We start from the raw sequence: 19,651 nt of genomic DNA, 5'->3' as shown, positions 1-19,651 counted from the left end.
GCTAGAACGTTACGCCGGATACCAGCGCGATATTGCAGTAAGGCTGACATTCGCCAGTGCGCACCACGGCGCGCGCCTTGCGGCTGAGCTGCTTGAATTCTTCATGGCTGACCAGGCGTCGTTCACCGAGGGCAGCCTGTTCTGTGAGCGTGTTGAGTTCAGCCAGCGCCGGCGGTTGTTTGAGCAGGATTTCTTCGGCCAACACATGGCACTCCACCTGCATTTCACTGAGCACGATACGCAAGGTGCTGATGAAATCCGGAATGCCCTGGGTCAACGCCAGGTCAATCAGCTCGACGCCAGGTGGCACCGGCAGGCCGGCATCACCGATCACCAGGATGTCGCCGTGCCCAAGTGAGGCGATCACACGCGACAGGGCAATATTGAGCAGAGGTGTCTTTTTCATGAGGGCACAAAACCTTGTACGTCGTGCAGCGTTGGAATAGAGGGTTGTGCGCCGGCACGGGTGACCGACAACGCCGCCGCGACCTGGCCAAAACGGATGGCCTCTGCCTCGCTCTTGCCGTTGGCCAGTGCCGCCGCAAAGCCGCCGACGAAGGTGTCGCCCGCGGCCGTGGTGTCGACCGCCTTGACCTTTGGCGCTTGCAGATGCTCAAAGCGCTGGCCGTCGGTAAACAGCGCGCCCTGAGACCCCAGGGTGATGATCACTTTACCGGCTCCGGCCTGGATCAGTTGGGTCGCCGCCACCTTGGCGCTGTCAATCGAGTCGACCGTCACGCCGCTCAATGCGGCGGCTTCGCTTTCATTGGGAATGAGGTAGTCGATCGACGCGTACCACTCAGCCGGCAATGGGCCGCTGGCCGGGGCTGGGTTGAGGATCACCGTCTTGCCCAGCTCACGGCCGCGCTTGAGGGTGTAGCCCACCGTATTCATCGGCACTTCCAGCTGGCAGACGATCACGTCAGCCGCCTGCAGTACCGCGTCGAACGCCTGCAACGAGGCCGGCGTCAGTTCGCCGTTGCTGCCCGCCACGATCACAATCGCGTTCTGGCTGCTGTCATCCACCACGATCAAGGCCACGCCACTGGAGCCATCCACGGTACTGACGGCCTGGCAATCAATCCCCTCAACCAGCAATGCGTCACGCAATTGAGTGCCGTAGGCATCGGTGCCGACGCAGCCGATCATCGACACATCGGCGCCCAGTCGCGCCGAAGCGACGGCCTGGTTCGCGCCCTTTCCGCCAGGCACGGTGGAAAATGTCTGCCCGATGAGTGTTTCACCGGCACGCGGCAGCCGGCTGGCGCGGGTCACCAGGTCCATGTTCAAGCTGCCTACTACCACTACTTTTGCTGGCATACATCAGTACTCATCAATTCGGTTCAGCGGTATTGAGCGAATGTTCCGGCGACGGGCGCCGTCGACTCACGCAATACGATGCTCGGCGTCACGATGCGTTGATCGATCGGCATGTGGGGTGTCGCAATTCTTCGCAGTAACAACTCGGCCGCCGTCTCGCCCAGTTGCACGATCGACTGCCCGACCGTCGTCAACGCCGGGTAGACGTAACGGCCCATTTGAATATCATCAAAACCGATCACTGACAGCTCGCCCGGCACGCGGATATTGCGCTCGGCTGCTGCGCGCAACACGCCGAAACCGATCATGTCGTTACTGGCAAAAATCGCGCTGGGCGGATTGTGCGCCAACAACTGCACGGCGGCGGCATAACCGCCCGTGCTGGTGAAGTCGCTCTCCTGGGTGCGATTGGCTGCCACGTCGACTCCCGCCTCTCGCAGCGCGCGGTGATACCCCGCCAGACGCATCTGCGCGACACGGGTATGGGCCGGACCGCCGATGCAGGCGATATCTCGGTGGCCCAGTTCGAGCAAGTGTCGGGTCGCCAGGTAGGCGCCCTCCTCGTGGTCGATACGCACCAGGTCCACGTCAATGCCATCCAGCGCCCGGTCGACGATCACCATGGGCGTACGCACCGCGCTCAAGCCGGCGGCAAGACCGCTGTCGTCGCCGCCCACCGAGGTCACGATCAAGCCGTCGATGCGTTTTTCCAGTAACACGCGCAAATAGTTGCGCTGCTTTTCAGCGTTGTCGTCGGAGTTGCACAGGATCACGCAGTAGCCGTTACGCTCGCAGTAATCCTCAATGCCCCGGGCCAACTCCGCGAAATACGGGTTGAGGCTGTTGGGCACCAGCAAACCGATGGTGGCCGTGGTCTTGGCCTTGAGTGAACGCGCTACGGCACTGGGCACGTAGTCGAGCTGCTTGATCGCCGCTTCGACCTTGATACGTACCGGCTCGCTGACCGGGCGCGTCTTGTTCACCACATGGGACACCGTGGTGTAGGAGATACCCGCAAGCGCTGCCACATCCTTGATCGTTGCCATGGTTCAGCCCCGCCGACTGGCGCGCTGGCTGCGGTAGGTATCGAGGACCACGGCAATCACGATCACGGCGCCGGTAATGATGCGCTTCGTGGGCTCCGTGGCACCGATCTGCGCCAGGCCGGCGGCCAATACCGAAATAATCAACACACCAAAAAAGGTACTGATCACTGAGCCGCGCCCGCCCATCAGGCTGGTACCGCCGATCACCACCGCCGCAATCACTTGCAGCTCAAGGCCGGAGCCGGCATTCGGGTCCGCCGCTTCCAGGCGCGAGATCTGGAACAGCGCGGCCACACCGGCCAGCAGGCCCATGAGGCTGAACACCAGGATCTTGTAGGGCTTGGGATTGATCCCCGCCAGACGCACGGCCTCTTCGTTGGTGCCGATACCGATCAGGTAACGACCAAACACGGTACGCGTCAGTACAAGCTGCGCAGCGATGATCACCAGCAAGGCGATGATGAATGACGGCGAGATACCAAAGGCAATCGGGTTGGACAGCCAGGCAAACGAATCACCGATGTAAGCGGTACGCGAGCCGGTCATTTGGTACGCCACGCCACGGGCCATTTCCAGCACACCGAGGGACACGATGAACGACGGAATGCGCCAGGCCACGGTGATCGAGCCGGTAATGGTGCCCGCCAATGCCGCACAGCCCATGCCCAGCACGGCAGCCGGCAACACGCTCCAACCCCAGCCGAGAATCGCCACGCTGACGGCCGACGCCGCCAGGGCCAGTACAGAACCTACCGACAGGTCGATGCCGCCGATGATCAGGATGAAGGTCATGCCCACCGCCAGCACCATCAGGTCTGGAATCTGGTTGGCCAGGGTGCTGAAGGTGTCATAGGACAGGAAGTGGTCGCTCAGTACCGAGAACAGCGCAATCATCGCCAGCAAGGCGCCCGCCAGGCCCAGGTAAGTACCCAGGCCATAGAAATTGCCGCCAGTCTTGCCGGGGGAAGTTGTGGTTTTCATGGGGTATCCCTAAGCACTGCGTCATTGAGCAGCGCATCACGTTTCTGATAGCCGGCGAAAGCGGCGGCGAGCAATTCGTCCTGGGTCCAGCTATCGCGCTCGAAGGTCTCGATCAAGCGCCCGGCGGACAACACACCGATGCGGTCGCAGATCAGCATGAGTTCGCGCAGGTCACTGGACACCACCACCAGCGCTTTGCCCTGGCGGGTCAACTCGCCCAGCAAGGCATAAATATCGAACTTGGCACCGACGTCGATACCACGGGTCGGCTCATCGAACAGCATTACCGAGCAATCACGCTCCAGCCAGCGGCCAATCACCACTTTCTGCTGGTTACCACCGGACAGCTCGGAGACCAACTGCGCCGGACTGGAACTGCGGATGCGCATGGCATCGATCTGACGCTTGGCCAGCGCGGTTTCATTGCGACTGTTGACGACGCCACCGCCGGAAATTTCCGGCATGTTGCCCAGGGCAATGTTGGCGCTGATGGATTGAGTCAGCAGCAGGCCTTCGCCTTTGCGGTCCTCGGTGATCAGGGCAATGCCATGACCCACCGCGTCCACTGGCGAGCGGATGCTCACCACTTGGGCCGGCGAGCCGAGCGCCACGGTGCCGCTGTCGGCCAGGTCGGCGCCGAAGATCAGGCGCAACAGTTCAGTACGACCGGCACCGATCAGGCCGGAGATGCCGTAAATCTCGCCCGCACGCACTTCGAAGGACACGTCGCGGACTTTGTCCGAGCGGGTCAGGCCTTTCACCGTCAGGGCCGGGCCACCAATGGTGCGCGGGCCCAGGTCGATGTGCTCGCCCAGCTCGCGACCGACCATCAAAGTGACCAGCTGTTCGCTGTTGTAGTTGGCCATCGGCTCGACACAGACCAGCTTGCCGTCGCGCAATACCGCAATGCGTTGGGCCACACGGGCCAGCTCTTCCAGCCGGTGTGAAATGTAGATGATCGCCACGCCCCGGGCCTGCAGGCGGGTGATTTGTTCAAACAGCATCTCGACTTCACGGGCAGTGAGCATCGCCGTGGGTTCGTCGAGGATCAGTACGTGGCAGTCGCCAATCAGGTTACGGGCGATCTCGACCATCTGCTGATGGCCAATACCCAGGCTGCCGACCAGTGTGTCCGGGTCGATAGCATCCAGGCCGACTTGGGCCATGGCCTCGATCGCAGCCTTGCGCAGTTGTTTGCGGCTGATCCAACCACAGTGGCTGGGCAGGTTATCCAGGAACAGGTTTTCGGCGACGGTCAGTGTCGGCAGCAGGTTGAGTTCCTGCATGACCATGCGCACGCCCAGTTCTTCGGCCTGGGTGCGACTGCCGGGGCGATAGTCCTGTCCATTGAACTGCATGTGCCCGGTGGTCGGCGTGACCAGCCCGCCGATGATCTTCGACAACGTGCTTTTGCCTGCGCCGTTCTCACCGGTCAACGCCAGCACTTCCCCGCGATTGAGCGTCAGGGTGATGTCGGACAGAACCGGCTGGGCATAGGTCTTGCCGATACCGCTGACCGAGAGGACAGCGTTCGGGGCGGAAGATGACATAGGAAAATCTCCAGGCGCCCGCTCAGGGCGAGCGGGCGCTGTTGGGTACTGCCAGGATTACTTCTTGAGGACGAGCTCGACCGGGGTTTCGATCACGCCATCTTTGGAATCGACTTTCTCACCCTTGACCAGCTTGAGCGCGTTCTGGATACCGAACACGGCTTGCTGGGCAGCGGCCTGGTCAGCGGTGGCGAGTACGCGACCGTCTTGCAACATCGGCTTGATGGCTTCGATGTTGTCGTAGCCCACGACCAGCACTTTGCCGGCCTTGCCTGCCGCACGTACGGCGGAGACAGCGCCCAACGCCATGTTGTCGTTACCGGCCAGCAGGGCCTTGAGGTCCGGGTACTCACTCAGCATGGCGGACGCGACTTTCTGGCCCTGGTCGATTTCCCAGTTGCCGGATTGGGTGGAGACGATCTTCATGCCGGCAGCATCCATCGCATCCTTGTAGCCTGCAGTACGCTGCTGGGCGTTGGTGGTCGTCGGCACGCCTTCGATGATGCCGACCTTGTCACCCGAGGCCAGTTGCTTGGCCAGGTAGTCGCCCACCAGCTTGGAGCCTTTGCGGTTGTCCGGGCCTACGAACGGAATATCGAGTTTTTTGCTTTTGAGCACATCCGGGTCCAGGCGGTTGTCGATGTTGACGACCTTGATACCGGCATCCGAAGCCTTCTTCAGCACGGTGACCAGCGCCTTGGAGTCAGCCGGCGCGATGACGATGGCATTGACCTTGGCGAGGATCATCTGGTTGACGATATCGATCTGCGCACTGGTGTCGGTTTCGTTCTTGATCCCGTTGGTGATCATGTCGAAATCGGCGGCGTGTTCTTTCTGATACGTCTTGGCACCGTCTTGCATGGTGACAAAGAATTCATTGGCGAGGGATTTCATGACCAGGCCGACCTTGGGTTTGGCGGCGTCACCGGCAAATGCAGAGGAGAGAGGCAAGGCAGCGGATGCGGCAGCAAGCACAGCGACAGCAAGAAGACGTCCAGCGAATGGCAGCTTCATGGGTTCACTCCGATCTTATGATTATTGTGAGCAACGCTTGCACCGAAGATCGCTTCGGCAGCCTTCCCACCCGGGTGGCTGATACGAGCTGTCACGATACTCCAGGAGTAATCCGTGAAACATCCCGCAAACGTTTGCGTTGTTCAAACTATGAGAACCTTGTCGAGATTTGTCAACGGTTGAAAACGGCCTTTCATCCACGCCCTCCCTTACGCCTGACCCTGGGTGAAGTTAAACATTGCACGCTTCCGGTCGTTCTCTAAAACGACAGGCTACGCGACATCATTCATGCAAACTCAAAAGCCAAGCGGTCAACATTTTCGGACAACCGAACGCAATACAGTCCGATGTTCGGAAAGCCGGACACCTACTTCATCCCAGTCACCAGAAAAATAGTACAAACCGTTATAGATCAAATACTTATTTTATAACCACAAACACAATCAGCCTGGTACAGATCCTGCTCTACTCCATCGCCTCGTGGCATTCAGAACCGCCCGGGTGTTCTAGATGAACCTGCTACAGCACTCATCAAAAACCAGAGAGAAAAATAATGAAATCTGCACTGAAAAACTTTGTTCCGGGCGCTTTAGCCCTCCTGCTGCTGTTCCCCGTTGCCGCCCAGGCAAAGGAAGTTGAATCCAAGACCAAACTGTCCAATGTGGTGATCCTTGCCACCGGCGGCACCATTGCCGGCGCCGGCGCCAGCGCGGCCAACAGTGCCACCTACCAGGCGGCCAAGGTCGGCATCGAGCAATTGATCGCCGGTGTTCCTGAGCTTAGCCAGATCGCCAATGTACGCGGCGAACAAGTTATGCAAATTGCGTCCGAAAGCATCAACAATGAAAACCTGCTGCAACTGGGGCGTCGCGTCGCCGAACTGGCTGACAGCAAGGACGTGGACGGCATCGTGATCACCCACGGTACCGACACCCTGGAAGAAACCGCCTACTTCCTGAACCTGGTGGAAAAAACCGACAAGCCAATCGTGGTGGTCGGTTCCATGCGCCCAGGCACCGCCATGTCGGCAGACGGCATGCTCAACCTGTACAACGCCGTGGCCGTGGCCGGTAGCAAAGATGCACGCGGCAAGGGCGTGCTGGTCACCATGAACGACGAGATCCAGTCGGGTCGCGACGTCAGCAAGATGATCAATATCAAGACCGAAGCATTCAAGAGCCCATGGGGCCCGCTGGGCATGGTGGTTGAAGGCAAATCCTACTGGTTCCGCTTGCCAGCCAAGCGCCACACCATGGACTCTGAATTCGATATCAAAAACATCAAGAGCCTGCCCGATGTCGAGATTGCCTATGGCTATGGCAACGTGAGCGATACCGCTTACAAGGCTCTGGCTCAAGCTGGCGCCAAAGCGATCATCCACGCTGGCACCGGCAATGGCTCAGTGTCCTCCAAGGTCGTGCCGGCTCTGGTAGAACTGCGCAAGCAAGGTGTGCAGATCATTCGTTCTTCCCATGTGAATGCCGGCGGCATGGTGCTGCGTAACGCCGAACAGCCTGACGACAAATACGATTGGGTCGCGGCCCTCGACCTCAACCCACAGAAAGCCCGCATCCTGGCGATGGTCGCCCTGACCAAGACCCAGGACAGCAAAGAGTTGCAACGGATGTTCTGGGAATACTGATTCCTGCCGTCCTCTGTAGGAGCGAGCTTGCTCGCGAAGGTCGTTAACACTGACGCTGTCTGTCTGGATTAACCCATCGCCCTCAAGCTTCTCGCAAGCAAGCTTGCTCCTACAAACCCCTTCTACCGCCCTACACGAAATTGCCTGAATTGCTGTCAGACGGACTTCTTGAAGTTTAAGTAGTTGCGAAATCACCTACAGTTAAATACTGTATGTGCGTACAGCTTATTAAGGAATACTCCGTGGCAAAGTCCTCTCCCGCAGTGCCAACCCCACATGGTGCCTACGAACGCCTGGCCATTCGTGTGCAAAAGATCATCAATTCGACCAACGCGCAGAAAGCCAAGGCGGCCTTGATCTTCCGTTTGCCGGACGAACCTGAAGATGAGTGGGCGCGTTTGCTGGAGGAAATCGCGGAAAACGACAACGTCACCCTCGCTTATCGCGACGACGGCGGTGTGCAGATTTTCTGGGTTGTGCCGAAGGAAGATTGATTCAATGAGTGTCCGTTTTATCGCTGTGTGCTGCCTTTTTTTTGCCATCACCGCCCACGCCCAGGCGCCCCGTACCTTCAGCGAAGCCAAGAAGGTCGCCTGGAAACTCTACGCCCCCCAATCCACCGAGTTCTATTGCGGCTGCAAGTACACTGGCAACCGGGTGGATTTGAAAGCCTGCGGCTACATCCCACGCAAAAACGCCAACCGCGCCGCACGCATTGAGTGGGAGCATATCGTTCCGGCTTGGCAAATCGGGCATCAGCGCCAGTGCTGGCAGGACGGCGGGCGCAAAAACTGCACGCGACACGACGACGTGTTCAAGCGCGCCGAGGCCGACCTGCACAACCTGGTACCGAGCATCGGCGAGGTCAATGGAGACCGTAACAACTTCAGTTTTGGTTGGCTGCCAGTGCAAAGCGGGCAGTACGGCTCATGCCTGACCCAGGTGGACTTCAAAGCCAAGAAGGTGATGCCACGCCCATCCATCCGGGGAATGATCGCCCGCACGTATTTCTACATGAGCAAGCAGTACGGCTTGCGCCTGTCAAAACAGGATCGCCAGTTGTACGAAGCCTGGAACAAGACCTACCCAGTGCAAGCCTGGGAACGCCAGCGCAACCAGACCGTGGCGTGTGTGATGGGGCGCGGCAATGAGTTTGTCGGCCCGGTGAACCTTAAAGCTTGCGGTTGAATGTGTGCGGGGCTTGCGCCCCGCCAGGCTATTACTGGGCGGCCTTGTGCTCAATGATCTCTGACACCGTGTCAGTTTTCTTGGCGCGGGCCATCTTCTCGTTAAGCAGCGTCTGCTTGGCCTCAGCCTCCGCCTTGGATGCGAACGGCCCCAGCAGGACTTCATCCTTGCCGTCCATCTTCACGATATAAAAATTGAAACCATGTTCCAGCAACCAGGCCGTGAGGTCGGTGATTGCCTGCAGCTTGTGGTCGGGCGGGCCTACCCGAATATCCCATTCCTGAGCGGCAATTGCGCCGGTTTGAGGCTGGCTTTCAGTCACGGCAGGCTTGGCCTTGGGCGCATCGACGCTTTTGCCTTCACCGCAACCGGCCAATGCCAACACCGCAATTGCCATCGCTACTTTACGCACTGCCCTGCTCCTTCAAAGATAAAGAGGCGACTTTATCATTCACTGTCTATTCTGGCCGTCATAAACGTTGGCTTAAACAATGCGAATCATGTACCGCAGACCTGTATGATGCCGCCATGGGAATTAATGTCGCCTCTATGCGTCCTAAAAGAGGCAGTCACAGGGAAGCGCTTAGCAGTAAGCTACACACATCCGACACCTGCCCTGTCTGAAACATGTGTCCTTAAAAGTAATCAAGGAGAAGTCCATGCTTATACTCACCCGCAAAGTTGGTGAAAGCATAAACATCGGTGATGACATCACGATCACCATCCTGGGCGTAAGCGGCCAGCAAGTACGAATCGGCATTAACGCACCCAAGGATGTTGCCGTACATCGCGAGGAAATCTACCAGCGCATTCAGGCTGGCCTGACTGCTCCGGACAAAAACCAGACGCCTTGAAGCCCTCCCAGTAGCCAGCCCTTTCGTTCACTGTAACGGCTGGCGAAAACTTCTTTGAACGGCTCTGTCTTTGTTGCGTGAATCACGTCCCCCCTGCGTTCATCTTCATGGAAAGATGAAGCTGTGTTCACGCCTGGAACTGGTCGTTTCACTCACTGCCGAATCGCTTGCCTGCCCTCCTGCCATCCGTGTGTATTCAGGAACACATCCACGAGGATGTGAACGGATCCAGCCAACGCCCAACGAAAGCCAAGCCCCATTAGGACTCGACCTTTTCATGTCAGGCGGCCCCGTCCTGCAAGTACAGCAAACCGTCCGCGTCACGCAGCACGCTTAGCTGTTCGTACCCGTCTATCGAAGAATGCTCGGTGAGCATGGGCGCATGATGCGTCGACGTCACAACCATCACGTCCGCCCCCGCAGCCTCTCCCGCCCGGATGCCTACTGTCGCATCTTCAAACACCAGGCAATCCTGCACCGGTACGCCCAATCGTTGCGCCCCCAGCACGTAACAGTCGGGGTTCGGTTTGCCGATCGCGACATCTTCGGCGGTGACCATTATTGCCGGCGGCGCAATGCCCGCCGCTTGCAGTCGACGTAGCGCCAGCTCCCTGGGCGCCGAGGTAACCAGCGCCCATTGATCATCCGGCAGACTGTTTAAAAACGTGACGGCGCCGGGAATCGCCACGACACCTTCGACATCATTGATTTCAGCCTGGGTAATCCACTGTGCCTCCACCTCGGGATCGACGCCCGGCAATGCCTGACGGGTGATGGTATCGATCGCACGGGCACCGTGAATGGTGGCCAGAAACGCCGCCACTTCCAGACCATGGTTCTTGGCCCAGATGCTCCACACCCGCTCGGCGGCGGCAATGGAGTTGAGCAACGTTCCGTCCATATCGAACAGAAAGGCACGGTAACGGCGGTTGTATACGGCTGAACCTCGGATGGACACTGCGCAGTTTCCTCATGGGCGGAGACAAATAATGGGCCCACTGCAATCTACGGATCACCTGGGCGGTTGTAAACGCCACCGACGCGATTGCATTACAGCTTTGTAATCAAGCGGTAAGTCTTGCCACCACCCTCACTTCATACAGTTAAGTCGTCAGTCACCCACGTCGGATGACGCCACTTCCTACTGATGAAAAGGGTCCACCTATGAAACCTGCAAGCAAACTCTGCTTGATCGCCGCCAGCCTGCTGATGCTGGGCACTGGCAGCGCCATGGCGGGCGCCGTCGCACCGGTCAAAGCCAATAATGTGGTGCTGGTGCACGGCTCCTGGGCTGACGGTTCGAGCTGGTCCGAGGTGATTACCCGCCTCCAGGCCGCGGGGCTGCACGTCACTGCCGTGCAAAACCCGCTGACCTCGGTGGCCGACGATGTTGCCGCCACCCACCGTGTGCTGGATCAACAAGACGGCCCGACCGTGCTGGTCGGCCATTCCTATGCAGGCACCGTGGTCAGCGACGCCGGGGTCAACCCGAAAGTCAGCGCCCTGGTCTACGTGGCCGCCCGGGCTCCAGACGCCAACGAAGACTTCGTCGCGCTCTCAGCCAAGTACCCGACCATGCCTGTTCGCGCTGGCGTCGAAGACCACGACGGCTACCTCACCCTGAGCCAGGACGCCTTCCTCAAGTACTTCGCCGCCGATGTGCCACACGCCAAGGCCATGGAGCTGTATGCCGTGCAGCAACCCATTACCAAGACCCTGTTCAGCGGCCGCACTGTCAATGCGGCCTGGCACACCAAGCCGTCGTGGTACGCGGTGTCGGCGAATGACCAGACCATCAACCCTGACCTTGAGCGCTTCCTCGCCAAGCGTATGAACGCCACCACCATCGAGCTGCCATCGAGCCATTTGTCACTGGTGTCCCACGCGAAGGAAATCACCGACCTGATCCTCGAAGCCTCGGGCCGCCAGCCTTAAGCCTTGCATTACAAACTTGTCATCATCCTGTTGGTTGGCTGTTCGGGGCGCCTGGTTACTGTGAAGTCACTGCCATGACCTGGCAGCCAACCCTTTAAGAGAAATACCACCATGAAACTGTTTATCCTCGGCTTTACCGCTTTGCTCGCTACCGGTTCCGTGCTTGCCGCCGAACCTGTCATCCACGACAAAACCGGCTTCTTCGTCCACCTGGACGTGGCCAAAGTGCTGTCGAGCACCGACACTTATGGCCAATGCGGCATCGTCCCCGCCCGCCTCAACTACCTCGACAGCCAAGGCCGCGAACACGTGTTGGACTACCAGGTGCAGGGCATCGGTTGCGCCAGTGACAATTGATCGGGCTACACTTGCGCCACGCATTGAAACAGGGCATTACCCATGAACATCCTCGTAGTCGAAGACGAACCCAAGGCCGGCAACTACTTGCTCAATGGCCTGCAGGAGCTGGGCTATTCCGTCAGTCTCGCCCGCGACGGCGTGGACGGTTTGCACCAGGCCCTGGAAACCCCGTTCGACGTGATCGTACTGGATGTGATGATGCCGAAAATGGACGGCTGGGAAGTGCTGCGCCGCCTGCGCAAGGAAGCCGACACACCGGTACTTTTTCTGACGGCCCGCGATGACATTGCCGACCGCATCAAGGGCCTGGAACTGGGCGCCGACGATTACCTGATCAAACCGTTTTCCTTCGCCGAACTGGTAGCACGCTTGCGTACACTGACCCGCCGTGGCCCGAGCCGGGACGAGGAACAGCTGCAGATCGCTGACCTGCAGATCGACGTACTGAAGCGCCGCGTTACCCGCGCCGGCACGCGCATTACCCTAACCAATAAAGAGTTCGCCCTGCTGCACCTGTTCGCAACTCACCAGGACCAGGTGCTGTCCCGTTCGATGATCGCATCGCGGGTGTGGGACATGAACTTCGACAGCGACACCAACGTGGTAGACGTCGCCGTGCGGCGCCTGCGCTTGAAAATCGACGACCCGTTCCAGCTCAAGCTGATCCACAGCGTGCGCGGCATCGGCTACCGCTTCGATACCCAGCCATGAACAAACGTCGCCATTACTCCTTGACGCTGCGTCTGGCACTTATCTTCGCCCTGCTCGCCTTCGTCTTGCTGGCAACCCTGGGTGTGGCGCTGTACCGCGAGCTGGAGCGAGAGTTGATCAAGCGGGACGATGCCGCATTGATTTCCCGCGTCGACCAACTGCGCAACCTGCTCAACGACAGCAATACCCTGGACCTGATCAAGACCAAGCCGGAGCTGTTCCAGAACATGCTGGGCAACCGTGAATCGATACTGAGCATCGCCGCGCCTGGGCAAAAACCCTTGCTGACGGTCAATCCCGGTAATATCGACCTGCCTTCCGTTCCCCCGGTGCCCAAGAACCACGAGTTGACGTTTGCTGACGTGCACCACTTCCCCAGCGTTAACGGTGTGCCGTTCGCGACCGTGGCCGCGTCCATCGACTCCGGCGACCTGGGCAGCCTGCAGGTCACCACGGGGCGCCTGATGACAGAGCGCACCGCCATGCTCGCCAGCTATCGCTTGAGCGTTTATATCCTGGCGAGCATCGCCGCAATCATTTTGGCGGTGGCCGGTTATCTACTGGTGCATCGTGGACTTGTACCGTTGCGCCGCCTGGCCCGGCACGCCCAAGGCATCGGCGTCGGCAATCTCGCCGAACGCCTCGACAGCCACGGCGCGCCGAAAGAATTGTTGCCGATGATTGATTCGTTTAACACCATGCTGGAGCGGCTAGCCAGGGGTTTTGTCCAACTGGGCCAGGTGTCCACCGACATGGCCCACGAACTGCGCACGCCCATCAACAACCTGTTGGGCGAAACCCAGGTTGCCCTGCAACAAAACCGCAGCATCGAGAGCTATCAGCAACTGCTGGCGTCCAATGTCGAAGAGCTTGAACGCCTGGCGCGGATGCTCGACAACATGCTGTTCCTGGCGCGCACCGACCCGGCCAGCGCCCTGCGCCAGCGTCAGGAACTCAATGCCGCAGATGAAGTGGAACGCATCGCCGAGTACTTCGAAGGCTTGGCGGCGGATAGGGATATCAGCATTCGCGCTGAAGGTAACGGGGTGATCTGGGCGGAGCCGATGCTACTGCGCAGGGCCCTGGCGAACCTGTGTGCCAACGCCATTAAATATGGTGCGCCGAGCACCGAGTTGGTGATACGGGCGATTCCCGATGCCGAGGGCATTCACCTGAAGGTCAGCAACCGCGGTGAGACCATCGCTGCCGAGCATCTGCCGCGACTGTTCGAACGTTTTTACCGTGTGGATGAATCACGGGAACGGTCAACGCAATCCAACGGGTTGGGCTTGTCGATTGTGGCGACCATCATGCAGTTGCATAACGGGCAATACAGCGTGAGTAGTGAGGCCGGGGTGACGTGTTTTGATTTGTTCTTTCCGAAGCGGGAACACTGAGCGGCAGACCCCCGGTGTTATTTTGCAAAGGTTTGTCCCTTATCGCTGGACGAAAGCCACACTATTCTGGCTTCCCAAGGGGCTCAAGGCAGAGCCGGCAACAGTAAAAACAATGGAGATTCGGGAATGGAAATACGATTAGGTCTACTGGAAAAGGGGCTGGCTGAAATGAACGAGAAGCTGATCACCGTTTCGAGCAAGGCAGACGCCATGGATAAACATTTCGCTTCCAAGGCAGACCTGGCAACCACTGAGCTGAACCTTATCAAGTGGTACGTGGCAACTGCATTCGCAATGACAGGCCTGGCTTGCGCCATCACCTTCGGACTTACCCGATTATTTGCGATGTGAGAGGCGCTGGGCCGGTCAACCGACCTGCCCGCCCGCCTCCTTTACATCCACAAGCGTTTGCCACGCCGCCAGTAAAGCTACCTGCAGTCCCGCAACCATCATACCCAGCGCCATTGAAGGCTGCTGCGAACCCGCCACCTGCTCTGGCAGAAACGGTACGTGGATAAACCCACTGCGCACTCCCGACCCTGCAAGCGCATGCTGCAAGAGATAAAACACCTGATTACACACAAATGTCCCCGCCGTCTGTGATACCGAGGCAGCGATCCCCGCTTCACGCACGGCCTTGACCATCGCCTTGATCGGCAGCGTCGTGAAGTAGGCCGCCGGGCCATCAGCGATGACCGCCGTATCGACAGGCTGCTCGCCCAGGTTATCCGGAATACGAGCATCGTTGACATTGATCGCCACCCGCTCGATAGAGAGAGTGCTACGGCCCGGTCCCAGACCAGTAGCGATCACCATCGCCGGACGCAACTCATCGATCAACCGGGTCAGGCACTCACCCGCAGTGGCAAATGCGCAAGGCAATCGACGCGCAACTATCTGCACATCGGGCGCCAGTTGCACACCGTCCAGTTGGCGCACAGCCTCCCAGGACGGATTAACCAAGTCTTTATCAAAGGGCTCAAAGCCCGTCAGCAATACGGTTTGCATCTTCGCCTCACATCAATAGGTAAAGCAGCACAATATTGACCACCAACATCATCAGCGCCGTGGGCAGTTGAGCCTTGATCACGGCGTTCTTGTCCGGCAGTTCGAGCAACGCAGCAGGCACGATATTGAAGTTGGCGGCCATCGGCGTCATCAGTGTGCCGCAGTAGCCGGAGAACATGCCAATCGCTGCCATTACGGCCGGGTTACCGCCGTAGATACCCACCAATACCGGCACGCCAACACCGCCCGTCATCACAGGGAAAGCCGCGAATCCATTACCCATGATCACCGTAAACAAGGCCATGCCCAGCACATAGACCATCACCGCCACCAACTTGAAATCCATGTTGATGTAGGTCGTGGTGACGTGCGCAACGGCCGTACCGACCCCGGCTTCGTTAAACAGCAAGCCGAGCATCGCGAGCATTTGCGGAAGCACCATCGCCCAGCCGAGGGCTTCGGTGAGACGGCGGGATTCGCGCAAGGCTTGCACCGGCGTATCACGAGTGAGCCAGCAGGCCAGGCCAAGTGCGATCAAGCAGCCGATGCCAAGGGAAACGAAGGTGGTGTTTTTCGGATCCAGCAGCGGCACGCCGCCGATCTCGGTGTGCTTGAGCAATACCGAGCCGATCACCGTGGTCAGCGGAATAGCCAACGCAGGAATGAAGAGTTTGTGACCCAGGCGACCGGCACTGGCGCGGGATGCCTTGTCATGCAACTCGGCATGCTTGCCACGGCCGACGCCGCCCATGCCGGCGATCAATGCCATCACCACGACGCCAGCACCGATGGCGACCGACGGTAGGCGCTCGCCGATCAGGAACGGAATAGCGAACAACAGCCAGAACAACGCACTGGACCAACGCTTGGGATGGCTCCGGTCCATCAAGATCATCCCCGCAGTGATCAGCAGCAGAACCCCAGCGAGCCAGTACAGGTATTGAATGGAAATGATCATTGCGCGGCCTCCACTGGCGTAGTGGCAGATGTCATCTCACGGGTGAGCCTTCGATCAAACCGATGCAGACGGATCGCATGAATGATGAAGGCACAGATCGCAGTAGGGATACCCCACACCGCAATGTGCAGAGGCTCAACATCAATCCCTGAGCCGAGCAGGAAGGTGTGCATCAATGCGATGGCGCCAAATGCGACAAAAATATCTTCACCAAAAAACAGGCCGACGTTGTCAGTCGCGGCGCACATGGCCAACACCTTGTGACGCAGCTTGTCCGGCAACTTGCCGTAGCGTTTTTCTGCTGCACCTTCGGCCATCGGCGCCAGCAGCGGGCGCACCATCTGCGGGTGCCCGCCCAAGCTGGTCAAGCCCATGGCAGCAGTGGATTCACGCACAAACAGATAGATGATCAGCAGGCGCCCCACCGTGGCGCGCTCGAAGCGTGCGATCCAGTTCTGCGCATGCAGGCGCAGCCCGTGACGCTCCAGCAGGCCGATAACGGCAAGGGGCAACAACAGGATCAATTGCAGGGCACGGGTCTGAAGGAAGCCATCGCCCATGGTCGCGAGGATTTTTTCCAGTGGGAAATGGGCGGCAAGCCCGGTGGCGATGGCGGCGGCGGTGACCACCAACAGCGGGTTGAAGCGCAAGATAAAGCCAACCACGATCACAAGTACGCCGATCAACGGCCATAAGTTCACAACAGTTTGCATGGCGTGAGGTCCTTAAGTGCGCGCTGCGGCGCCATTACAGCAGGATGTGAACAAAGGGTTCACAGCAAGAAGTGGCGTGCAGTCGGCTCGGTTTTTTATTGTTGACCCGAAAGGTCGAGCGTCAGTGGCGGCAACTTTGCTGCCTGGGGACGGGAGGTGTCCAACAAGAAAAATTGTTGCTGCGAACCAATAATTTTTGTGGGTGATTGGACGCGGTACACGTAACAAGATGTGGACAGACCTGACGGGATTCGCGCATCTTAGCGCCGCCCGCTTCTCAGGCCTTTGCGGCCCTCCCGTTAACGTTGTGGATATGGAAATTCAATGAAAACCCAAAAAATCCTGATCGCTATCTCCTGCGCCGTTGCGCTGTCCATGCTGGGTGGTTGCGCCGCCAAGGTGAAAAGTGGTGGCAGCGCCGCCCTGGCGATCCCGGACGCCGCCAAACATAACTTGGTGGTGAGCATCAAAGGCGAAGGCCAGGTCGAGCAAAACCCGGACTGGAACCTGCTCAAGCGCGACTGGAACAATGCGCTCCAGGTCGAAGCCCGCCAAGCCGGCTTCAATGTCACTGAAAGCTCCGCAGTGGCTCCCAGCGGCGAAGACGGAGTCGGCATCAACATCAATGTGAGCAAGTTCCGGTACATCGAGCCGGGCTCGCGCTACGTCGCGGGTGCGCTGGTAGGTAATGCCTGGGTGTTCTCTCGCGCCGATTACTCCGACCTGAAATCCGGCGCACCGATTGGCTCGCGCACCTACGACACTTCGTCGTCCGCCTGGGAAGGCATTGCCTCGGCCATGACGCAGAAGCAAGTACAGGCGATCGCCAAGCAGATGATCAGCGATATCAAAAGCGCCAAGGCCAAGTAAATCGCCACCGTGAGCGAATTTCTAGAATTTATCTGGAGGCTCATCGGCACGCTGTTCAATCTGCTCGAGTTCGCGAGCGATTACACACCACCACGGCGAAAACGCGTGTTCTCATTCGGGTTCGTGATGTTTTTGCTGTTGGTGGCGCTGGTTGAACTGGTGTTGTTGCAGATGTTTCTTGGCGAGACCGGCTGAGGCGGGGTTTTAGAAATCGCAGACAACAAAAAAGGGCCCACCTTTCGGTGAGCCCTTCTAGACCGCCCAGCAGAGCGGATTTTGTTTGGTAGGCGCGATTGGACTCGAACCAACGACCCCCACCATGTCAAGGTGGTGCTCTAACCAACTGAGCTACGTGCCTGCTGTGAGGCGGCATTCTACGGAATTCCGGAGGGGTGTCAACATCTTTTTTGCAGCTAACCCTATGAATATGCGAATTTTTTATTTGCGCGGAGCACACCCGTGAATTTCGGGTGGCTGGCAGGCAATTTTCAACTCAGGTAGGATCGACGCACTCGTAAAAAATATAAAACAGAGGTTCCAGGATGGCGAACACCCCCTACCCCCAGTCGTATTACGCCGCATCCGCGAATGCCGTTCCGCCTCGCCCGGCACTGCAAGGTGAGGTCGAAACCGATGTGTGCGTGATTGGCGCCGGCTACACCGGCCTCTCCAGTGCGCTGTTTCTGCTGGAGAACGGTTTTCGCGTGACGGTGCTCGAAGCCGCCAAGGTGGGGTTCGGCGCCTCGGGCCGCAACGGCGGGCAGATCGTCAATAGCTACAGCCGCGATATCGACGTGATCGAGCGCAGCGTTGGGCCCAAACAGGCGCAACTGCTGGGGCAGATGGCATTCGAAGGCGGCAAGATCATCCGCGAACGCGTGGCCAAGTACCAAATCCAGTGCGACCTGAAGGATGGCGGCGTATTCGCCGCACTCAACAGCAAACACATGGGCCACCTGGAGTCGCAGAAGCGCCTGTGGGAGCGCTACGGCCACACACAGCTGGAGCTGCTGGACGAGCGCCGCATCCGTGAAGTGGTGGCCTGTGACAACTATGTGGGTGGCTTGCTAGACATGAGCGGAGGCCACATCCATCCGCTCAACCTGGCACTCGGCGAAGCGGCGGCCGTGGAATCTCTGGGCGGCACGATCTACGAACAATCGGCAGCCGTACGAATCGAGCGCGGCGCCAATCCGGTGGTGCATACCGCGCAGGGCAAGGTCAGGGCCAAGTTCATTATCGTCGCGGGCAATGCCTACCTGGGCAACCTGGTGCCGGAGTTGGCGGCCAAGTCGATGCCGTGCGGCACGCAAGTGATCACTACCGCGCCCCTCGGTGACGAACTGGCAAAAACGCTGCTGCCGCAGGATTATTGCGTCGAAGACTGCAACTATTTGCTCGACTACTACCGCCTCACCCGCGACAAGCGCCTGATCTTCGGCGGTGGCGTGGTGTATGGCGCGCGCGACCCGGCAAATATCGAGGCGATCATCCGTCCAAAGATGCTCAAGGCCTTCCCGCAACTCAAGGACGTGAAGATCGATTACGCCTGGACCGGCAATTTCCTGCTGACCCTGTCGCGATTGCCGCAGGTGGGACGCCTGGGCGATAACATTTACTATTCGCAGGGCTGCAGTGGCCATGGCGTGACGTACACGCACCTGGCCGGCAAGGTACTGGCGGAGGCGCTCAGAGGCCAGGCAGAGCGTTTTGACGCGTTTGCCGACCTGCCGCACTACCCTTTCCCGGGCGGGCAACTGTTGCGTACGCCGTTTGCAGCGCTGGGCGCCTGGTATTACGGCCTACGCGACAAATTAGGATTCTGACGCGAAACCTGTAGGAGCCCGCTTGCGGGCGATGGCGTCCTGAAGTCGCAATCGCCCGCAAGCGGGCTCCTACAGGTCGCGCGCATCAAATCGCAGAAACAAAAAACCCCGGTCTTTCGACCAGGGTCTTTGCTATCGGATCAAAGTAGCCAGAGGCTTGCTTTGTGCTTCAAGGCGTTCAGTGGGCCTTGAGGCAGATATGGCGCAGCGGACGGGACTCGAACCCGCGACCCCCGGCGTGACAGGCCGGTATTCTAACCGACTGAACTACCGCTGCG

At 59.0% G+C, this 19,651-nt stretch carries 23 protein-coding genes and 2 tRNA genes; 12 read left to right on the top strand and 13 right to left on the bottom strand.

The window, feature by feature from the left end:
• Position 1: 1 nt before the first annotated feature.
• The 6 genes from rbsD to EJ576_RS28500 are packed head-to-tail and all read right to left on the bottom strand — an operon-like array spanning position 2 to position 5,911.
• The gene (gene rbsD, locus EJ576_RS28525) at positions 2-406 is read right to left on the bottom strand and encodes a D-ribose pyranase (RefSeq protein ID WP_068934151.1); all 405 of its coding nucleotides are present in this window, start codon (positions 404-406) and stop codon (positions 2-4) included.
• Positions 403-1,320 (bottom strand): ribokinase, encoded by a 918-nt coding sequence (gene rbsK / locus EJ576_RS28520; RefSeq protein ID WP_122726035.1) that lies wholly within the window; start codon positions 1,318-1,320, stop codon positions 403-405. Before rbsK ends, rbsD begins: the two co-directional genes overlap by 4 nt.
• A 23-nt stretch (positions 1,321-1,343) precedes the next feature.
• Positions 1,344-2,366: a LacI family DNA-binding transcriptional regulator gene (locus EJ576_RS28515; RefSeq protein ID WP_016978154.1), complete on the bottom strand. Its 1,023-nt coding sequence runs from the start codon at positions 2,364-2,366 to the stop codon at positions 1,344-1,346.
• 3 nt (positions 2,367-2,369) lie between these two features.
• Positions 2,370-3,347, bottom strand: a complete 978-nt coding sequence (locus tag EJ576_RS28510) for an ABC transporter permease (protein ID WP_010209107.1) — start codon at positions 3,345-3,347, stop codon at positions 2,370-2,372.
• The gene (locus tag EJ576_RS28505) at positions 3,344-4,897 is read right to left on the bottom strand and encodes a sugar ABC transporter ATP-binding protein (RefSeq protein ID WP_016978156.1); all 1,554 of its coding nucleotides are present in this window, start codon (positions 4,895-4,897) and stop codon (positions 3,344-3,346) included. The genes EJ576_RS28510 and EJ576_RS28505 overlap by 4 nt, the downstream gene beginning before the upstream one ends.
• A 57-nt stretch (positions 4,898-4,954) precedes the next feature.
• Positions 4,955-5,911, bottom strand: a complete 957-nt coding sequence (locus EJ576_RS28500; RefSeq protein ID WP_126571667.1) for a sugar ABC transporter substrate-binding protein — start codon at positions 5,909-5,911, stop codon at positions 4,955-4,957.
• 553 nt (positions 5,912-6,464) lie between these two features.
• Here EJ576_RS28500 and EJ576_RS28495 point away from each other — a divergent pair.
• The 3 genes from EJ576_RS28495 to EJ576_RS28485 all read left to right on the top strand — a co-directional run bounded on the left by EJ576_RS28495 (position 6,465) and on the right by EJ576_RS28485 (position 8,741).
• Positions 6,465-7,553: an asparaginase gene (locus EJ576_RS28495; protein ID WP_010209102.1), complete on the top strand. Its 1,089-nt coding sequence runs from the start codon at positions 6,465-6,467 to the stop codon at positions 7,551-7,553.
• A 242-nt stretch (positions 7,554-7,795) separates the two neighbouring features.
• Positions 7,796-8,047: a DUF1654 domain-containing protein gene (locus tag EJ576_RS28490; RefSeq protein WP_178083572.1), complete on the top strand. Its 252-nt coding sequence runs from the start codon at positions 7,796-7,798 to the stop codon at positions 8,045-8,047.
• A gap of 4 nt (positions 8,048-8,051) precedes the next feature.
• The gene (locus EJ576_RS28485) at positions 8,052-8,741 is read left to right on the top strand and encodes an endonuclease (RefSeq protein WP_122726030.1); all 690 of its coding nucleotides are present in this window, start codon (positions 8,052-8,054) and stop codon (positions 8,739-8,741) included.
• A gap of 31 nt (positions 8,742-8,772) precedes the next feature.
• On the opposite strand, the gene EJ576_RS28480 is transcribed toward EJ576_RS28485, so the two are convergent.
• Positions 8,773-9,138: an SPOR domain-containing protein gene (locus EJ576_RS28480; RefSeq protein WP_032864195.1), complete on the bottom strand. Its 366-nt coding sequence runs from the start codon at positions 9,136-9,138 to the stop codon at positions 8,773-8,775.
• A 262-nt stretch (positions 9,139-9,400) separates the two neighbouring features.
• Here EJ576_RS28480 and csrA point away from each other — a divergent pair, with 262 nt between their 5' ends.
• The gene (gene csrA, locus EJ576_RS28475; RefSeq protein ID WP_003192511.1) at positions 9,401-9,595 is read left to right on the top strand and encodes a carbon storage regulator CsrA; all 195 of its coding nucleotides are present in this window, start codon (positions 9,401-9,403) and stop codon (positions 9,593-9,595) included.
• Between the two features lie 280 nt (positions 9,596-9,875).
• Here the strand turns inward: csrA and EJ576_RS28470 are convergent, their stop codons facing one another.
• Positions 9,876-10,553 (bottom strand): HAD family hydrolase, encoded by a 678-nt coding sequence (locus tag EJ576_RS28470; RefSeq protein ID WP_123474319.1) that lies wholly within the window; start codon positions 10,551-10,553, stop codon positions 9,876-9,878.
• Positions 10,554-10,759: 206 nt separating this feature from the next.
• On the opposite strand from EJ576_RS28470, the gene EJ576_RS28465 reads away from it, so the two are divergent.
• The 5 genes from EJ576_RS28465 to EJ576_RS28445 all read left to right on the top strand — a co-directional run bounded on the left by EJ576_RS28465 (position 10,760) and on the right by EJ576_RS28445 (position 14,349).
• A complete protein-coding gene (locus tag EJ576_RS28465) occupies positions 10,760-11,530 on the top strand; it encodes an alpha/beta fold hydrolase (RefSeq protein WP_126571665.1) in 771 nt (256 codons plus the stop codon).
• 111 nt (positions 11,531-11,641) lie between these two features.
• Positions 11,642-11,887, top strand: coding sequence for a DUF2790 domain-containing protein (locus tag EJ576_RS28460; protein ID WP_028617101.1), 246 nt, complete (start codon positions 11,642-11,644; stop codon positions 11,885-11,887).
• A 42-nt stretch (positions 11,888-11,929) separates the two neighbouring features.
• Positions 11,930-12,601, top strand: a complete 672-nt coding sequence (locus EJ576_RS28455; protein ID WP_033901736.1) for a heavy metal response regulator transcription factor — start codon at positions 11,930-11,932, stop codon at positions 12,599-12,601.
• Entirely contained in the window at positions 12,598-13,998 is a 1,401-nt protein-coding gene (locus EJ576_RS28450) for a heavy metal sensor histidine kinase (protein WP_126571664.1), read from the top strand. The genes EJ576_RS28455 and EJ576_RS28450 overlap by 4 nt, the downstream gene beginning before the upstream one ends.
• A 126-nt stretch (positions 13,999-14,124) precedes the next feature.
• On the top strand, positions 14,125-14,349 hold the full coding sequence (locus EJ576_RS28445; RefSeq protein WP_028617104.1) for a hypothetical protein: 225 nt from the start codon (positions 14,125-14,127) through the stop codon (positions 14,347-14,349).
• Between the two features lie 15 nt (positions 14,350-14,364).
• Here the strand turns inward: EJ576_RS28445 and pcp are convergent, their stop codons facing one another.
• The 3 genes from pcp to EJ576_RS28430 are packed head-to-tail and all read right to left on the bottom strand — an operon-like array spanning position 14,365 to position 16,677.
• The gene (gene pcp / locus EJ576_RS28440; protein ID WP_122726020.1) at positions 14,365-15,006 is read right to left on the bottom strand and encodes a pyroglutamyl-peptidase I; all 642 of its coding nucleotides are present in this window, start codon (positions 15,004-15,006) and stop codon (positions 14,365-14,367) included.
• A gap of 7 nt (positions 15,007-15,013) precedes the next feature.
• Positions 15,014-15,964 (bottom strand): DUF979 domain-containing protein, encoded by a 951-nt coding sequence (locus EJ576_RS28435; protein ID WP_122726018.1) that lies wholly within the window; start codon positions 15,962-15,964, stop codon positions 15,014-15,016.
• The gene (locus EJ576_RS28430; protein WP_068934140.1) at positions 15,961-16,677 is read right to left on the bottom strand and encodes a DUF969 domain-containing protein; all 717 of its coding nucleotides are present in this window, start codon (positions 16,675-16,677) and stop codon (positions 15,961-15,963) included. Before EJ576_RS28430 ends, EJ576_RS28435 begins: the two co-directional genes overlap by 4 nt.
• A gap of 324 nt (positions 16,678-17,001) precedes the next feature.
• Between EJ576_RS28430 and EJ576_RS28425 the strand changes: the two genes are divergently transcribed.
• The gene (locus EJ576_RS28425) at positions 17,002-17,547 is read left to right on the top strand and encodes a DUF4410 domain-containing protein (RefSeq protein WP_028617108.1); all 546 of its coding nucleotides are present in this window, start codon (positions 17,002-17,004) and stop codon (positions 17,545-17,547) included.
• A gap of 9 nt (positions 17,548-17,556) precedes the next feature.
• Entirely contained in the window at positions 17,557-17,742 is a 186-nt protein-coding gene (locus tag EJ576_RS28420) for a hypothetical protein (RefSeq protein WP_068934138.1), read from the top strand.
• Positions 17,743-17,828: 86 nt separating this feature from the next.
• Here the strand turns inward: EJ576_RS28420 and EJ576_RS28415 are convergent.
• Positions 17,829-17,905 (bottom strand) — tRNA-Val (locus EJ576_RS28415).
• Positions 17,906-18,089: 184 nt separating this feature from the next.
• Here EJ576_RS28415 and EJ576_RS28410 point away from each other — a divergent pair.
• The gene (locus EJ576_RS28410; RefSeq protein ID WP_122726013.1) at positions 18,090-19,373 is read left to right on the top strand and encodes an FAD-binding oxidoreductase; all 1,284 of its coding nucleotides are present in this window, start codon (positions 18,090-18,092) and stop codon (positions 19,371-19,373) included.
• A 200-nt stretch (positions 19,374-19,573) separates the two neighbouring features.
• On the opposite strand, the gene EJ576_RS28405 is transcribed toward EJ576_RS28410, so the two are convergent.
• A tRNA-Asp gene (locus EJ576_RS28405) sits at positions 19,574-19,650 on the bottom strand.
• Position 19,651 lies beyond the last annotated feature (1 nt).

The sequence above is a fragment of the Pseudomonas sp. C 49-2 genome, assembly GCF_003970195.1.
GTDB classification, from domain to species: domain Bacteria; phylum Pseudomonadota; class Gammaproteobacteria; order Pseudomonadales; family Pseudomonadaceae; genus Aquipseudomonas; species Aquipseudomonas canadensis.
This window is presented reverse-complemented; position numbering and strand designations above follow the sequence as displayed.